3 protein-coding genes are annotated in these 4,664 nt (G+C 74.2%); 2 read left to right on the forward strand and 1 reads right to left on the reverse strand.

Annotated features, from left to right (window positions below; translation table 11 throughout):
* Nucleotides 1-79: 79 nt before the first annotated feature.
* Entirely contained in the window at nt 80-985 is a 906-nt protein-coding gene (locus VFZ20_RS10545) for a pseudouridine-5'-phosphate glycosidase (RefSeq protein WP_349264082.1), read from the reverse strand.
* 309 nt (nt 986-1,294) lie between these two features.
* Here VFZ20_RS10545 and VFZ20_RS10550 point away from each other — a divergent pair, with 309 nt between their 5' ends.
* The gene (locus tag VFZ20_RS10550; RefSeq protein WP_329683832.1) at nt 1,295-2,770 is read left to right on the forward strand and encodes a pyridoxal phosphate-dependent decarboxylase family protein; all 1,476 of its coding nucleotides are present in this window, start codon (nt 1,295-1,297) and stop codon (nt 2,768-2,770) included.
* Between the two features lie 101 nt (nt 2,771-2,871).
* Nucleotides 2,872-4,566, forward strand: coding sequence for a methyl-accepting chemotaxis protein (locus tag VFZ20_RS10555; RefSeq protein ID WP_329683833.1), 1,695 nt, complete (start codon nt 2,872-2,874; stop codon nt 4,564-4,566).
* The last annotated feature ends 98 nt before the right edge of the window (nt 4,567-4,664 follow it).

Consider the following 4,664-nt stretch of genomic DNA (forward strand, 5'->3'; position numbering starts at 1 on the left):
CCGGTTTCCGCCGCCGCGCGCACGTCCGGCGCGAGGGCGCGGAGGGTGGCGCGCGCGTGGGCGCGGAGCGCGTCCTTGCTCACGCGGCGTCCGCCCGCGCGATGGCGACGGCCACGGCGGCGCCCACGCGCGCGTTGTTCAGCAGCAGCGCCACGTTGGCCTCCAGCGACCGTCCGCCCGTGGCCGCGGCGACGGCGCGCAGCAGGTACGGCGTCACCTCCTTGCCGCGGATGCCCTCGCGGCGCGCGCCCGCCAGCGCGTCCGCGATGGCGCCCTCCACCTCGTCCGCGTCCAGCGCCTGCTCCGCCGGGGGCGGCACGCAGAGGAGCAGGGCGCCGGGCAGCCCCAGGCCGCGGTGCGCGCGCCACAGCTCCGCCGCCTGATCCGCATCATCCACCCGCACGTCCACGGCGATGCCGCTGCGGGCGGAATAGAACGCCGGCAGCTCGTCCGTCCCGTATCCCACGACGAGCACGCCGGCCGTCTCCAGCGCCTCGCGGGTGCCGGGCAGGTCCAGCACGGACTTGGCCCCCGCGCAGACGACCACCATGGGCGTGCGGCCCAGCTCCGTGATGTCCGCCGAGACGTCGCGGTCCTCGCCCCGGTGCACGCCGCCGATGCCGCCCGTGGCGAACACCTGCACGCCGGCACGCCCCGCCAGCCACATCGTGGCCGCGACGGTGGTGGCGCCGTCCGTGCCGCGCGCCACGGGGACGGCCAGGTCGCGCGTGGAGAGCTTGAGCACGCCGTCAGTCATGGCCATCCGCTCCACCTGCGCCGCGTCCAGCCCCACGCGCGGCACGCCGGCCACGATGCCCACGGTGGCCGGCACGGCGCCGCCGTCCGCGACGGCCTGCTCCATGGCGCGGCCCACCTCCAGGTTGCGCGGGCGCGGCAGCCCGTGGGCGAGCACGGTGGATTCCAGCGCCACGACGGCGCGGCGCTCCGCCAACGCGGCGGCGACGGGGGACGAGGTGCGGATCATCGGCATCGTCTGCGAGTGCGGTGGACCGGCGACGCGCGTAACTTACGATGCGGCGCGTGTCGCGCGAAGGGCCCTCACCCCGCTCGTTCCTCGCGTCCCTCTCCCGCAAACTGCGCGGGAGAGGGGATAGACTTCGAACGGGCTCACTGCACCGGGACAAAGTCTCACATGATGCAGTTCTCCCCCTCCCCCGCGGAGCGGGGGCAGGGGGCCGGGGGGTGGAGGCCCTCCGCGGGCGGCAGGATGCTGGATTCCGTGCTCCAGGACCGGAGCCCGAGACGAAGTTCTTCGACCGAGGCATATCTCTGGATGACCGATAGCACCGATCCCACGCCCCTCCCCGCCCCACCGGGCGACATGCCGCCGGAGGAGTTTCGCCGGCACGCGCACGCCGTGGTGGACTGGATGGCCGACTACCTGGCCCACGCGGGCGAATACCCCGTGCTCGCCCAGGTCCAGCCCGGCGACGTCGCCGCGCGGCTGCCCGCGTCCGCGCCGGCGGAGGGCGAGCCCGTGGACGACATCCTCCGCGACTTTCGCGACGTGATCGTCCCGGGGATGACGCACTGGAACCACCCCGACTTCTTCGCCTACTTCGCCATCACGGCCGCCGGGCCGGGCATCCTGGGCGAGATGCTGTCCGCCGCGCTCAACAACAACGCCATGCTCTGGCGCTCCGGCCCCGCGCCCACGGAGCTGGAGGAGCGCACGCTGGACTGGCTGCGGCAGCTGATGGGCCTGCCCGCGGGCTTTCACGGCACCATCCAGGACACGGCGTCCATCTCCACCCTCATCGCCATCGCCGCGGCGCGCGATGCGGCGGGCCTGGGCGTGCGCGAGGAGGGGATGAGCGGCCGCGACCTGCCCCGCCTGCGCGTCTACGCGTCCGAGGAGGTGCACTCGTCCATCGACAAGGCGGGCATCACGCTCGGCCTCGGGAGATCCGGTACGCGCAAGATCCCCACGGACGCCGAGTTCCGCATGGACCCCGCGGCGCTGGAGGCCGCCATCGAGGAGGACCGCGCGGCCGGCATCCGCCCCCTGGCCGTCGTCGCGTCCGTGGGGACGACGTCCACGAGCAGCATCGACCCCGTTCCCGCCATCGCGGACACCTGCGAGCGGCACGGGCTGTGGCTGCACGTGGACGCGGCGTACGGCGGATCCGCCGCGCTCGTCCCGGAGATGCGCCACGTGCTGGACGGGGCGGAACGCGCGGACTCGCTCGTCGTCAACCCGCACAAGTGGATGTTCGTCCCCATCGACTGCTCCGTGCTCTTCAGCCGGCGCCCGGACGTCATCCGCCGCGCCTTCTCCCTCGTCCCCGAGTACCTGTGGACGCCGGAGGGGGAGACGGTCACGAACCTGATGGACTACGGACCCGCGCTGGGCAAGCGCTTTCGCTCTCTCAAGCTGTGGATGACGCTCCGATACTTCGGGGCGGAGGGGATGGCGGCCCGCATCCGCGAGCACGTGCGCCTGGCCCGCGGCTTCGCGGAATGGGTGCGCGCGGAGCCGGGATGGGAGGTGATGGCGCCCGTGCCCTTCAGCCTCGTCGTCTTTCGCCACGCGCCGCGGGGGATGACGGACGAGGAGACGGATGCCCACAACGAGCGCGTCATGGCCGCCGTGAACGCGACCGGCCGGTCCTATCTGAGCCACACGCGCGTGCGCGGCCGGCTGGCCCTGCGCCTGGCCGTGGGCAACCTGCGGACGACGGAGGAACACGTCCGCGCCGCGTGGACGCTGCTGCGCGAAACGGTAGCAAACGTCCGCGCAACGGCTTGACACGTACGGCCCTGCGGGGCGACAATGGACGGCATCGCCGCGCCCGCCCGGGCGCGGCGATCCACGCGGTGCCCCTCGCCATTCATCCCCACGCGGTTCCCTTGAACGCACCCGCCGTCGACTTCGACCAGCTGTTCGCCCGCGAGCGGTGGACGGTCATGCGCGAGCGCCACCGCCAGGCCATGCGCATGCGCTGGATGCTCGTCGTTCTTTGCGTGGGCGTGGCAGCGCTGGGCCACGCGACCGGCGCCGTGGACGTGAGCTTCACGACGGCGCTCGTCCTGAGCGGCATCATCGCCCTGGCCAACGGCGCGGCGACGCTGCTGCACCGGGCCGGCCGCTTTGCCCCCTGGCAGTTCTGGGGCGTGCAGCTCACCGACACCGTCGTTTCCGCCGTCTTCGTGTGGGCGCTGGGCGAGCGGGGCTACTTCGTGCTGCCGTACCTGGTGTTCGCCATCGGCGGATACGCCCTGGGAATGCCCCTGGCCGCGCGGGTGCAGCTCGTGGAGGCGTGCATCGTCTACCCCATCGGGCGGTGGGCGGGGCTGGGGTTCCAGACGGGGCCGCCGTTCTGGGTGGTGGTGATGGAGCTGCTCTTCCTGGCCGGCACGGGATACCTGGCCACGAGCGGGCCCATCGCGTACACGCGGCGGCTGCGGCGCGTGCGGCAGGCCCTGGCCCGCGCGCAGGAGGGCGACTTTGGCGCGCGGCTGCCGGACCGGCACCTGGACGACATCGGCTTCCTCTCCGTCTCCGTGAACCTGATGTCGCAGACGGTGGGCGAGATGGTGCGTCAGATCCAGGAGCACGCTCGGTCCCTGGCGTCGCTGTCGGAGCGGATGCGGACGACGGCCGAGGAGGTGCAGGCCGCCGCGCGCGTCATCGGCGACGCCACCCTGCAGGCCGCGGACGATGCGGGACAGCAGCTGGCCCTCGTGGCCCGCGGCGAGGCGTCCGTGGAGTCCGTGGCGCGGGAGAGCGACACACTCCGCGCCGCCGCCGCGCGCTCCACCGAGGCCGCGCAGGCGCTGCGGGGCGAGGCGGAGGAGCACGCGCGCCGCGTGGAGCGCGCCGGCACCCTGCTGATGGAGCTCACGGACGACTACCGCCGGCTGGAATCGGCCATCGACGCGCTGGAGGCCGCCGGCGCGCGGGTGAGCGGCTTCGTGGCCGCCATCGGCGAGATCGCCGAGCAGACCAACCTGCTGGCCCTCAACGCCGCCATCGAGGCCGCCCGCGCGGGCGAGCAGGGCCGCGGGTTCGCCGTCGTGGCGGGCGAGGTGCGCACCCTGGCCGCCCAGGCGGGCAACAGCGCGGCGGAGGTGGCCGGCGTCGTGGAGCAGACGGCGTCCGCCCTGGCCGAGGTGCGCGAGCGGCTGCACGCGGGGAGCTCGCGCATTCGCGGCGTGGGCGCCGTGGCGGGCGCGGGAAAGGATTCGCTGGGGATCATCGTCCAGGGGCTGGGGCAGACGGTGGAGTTCATCGAGCGCATCACGGGCGACGCGGACCGGCAGGCCGCCGCCATGGACGCGCTGCGGGCAGACGTGAGCCGCATCCGGCAGATCGCCGGCGCCACGCTGGAGGGCGCGCGCAGGTCGGCCGGCGCGGCCGAGGAGCAGCGCGAGGCCATGCGCCACCTGGCCGAGACCAGTCAGCAGACGGCGGGCACGGCGGCCACGCTGGATGCGCTGGCCGGCGCCTTTCGCGTGGCGGAGCCCGGCATCCCGGCGGAGCCGCGGATGGTCGCCCGGCGCGAACCGCGGCCCCAGGCGGCCCTGGCCCGCACGGGCGGCTGAGGGGCCGCGGAAACGAAATCGTTGGCGGCGGGCGTCCCTCGCCTTATCGTGTGAGGCCCGGAGTGCAGCAACGCGCGAGAACGAAGGAGGCAGCATGA

It is taken from the genome of Longimicrobium sp., from assembly GCF_036280135.1.
GTDB lineage: Bacteria > Gemmatimonadota > Gemmatimonadetes > Longimicrobiales > Longimicrobiaceae > Longimicrobium.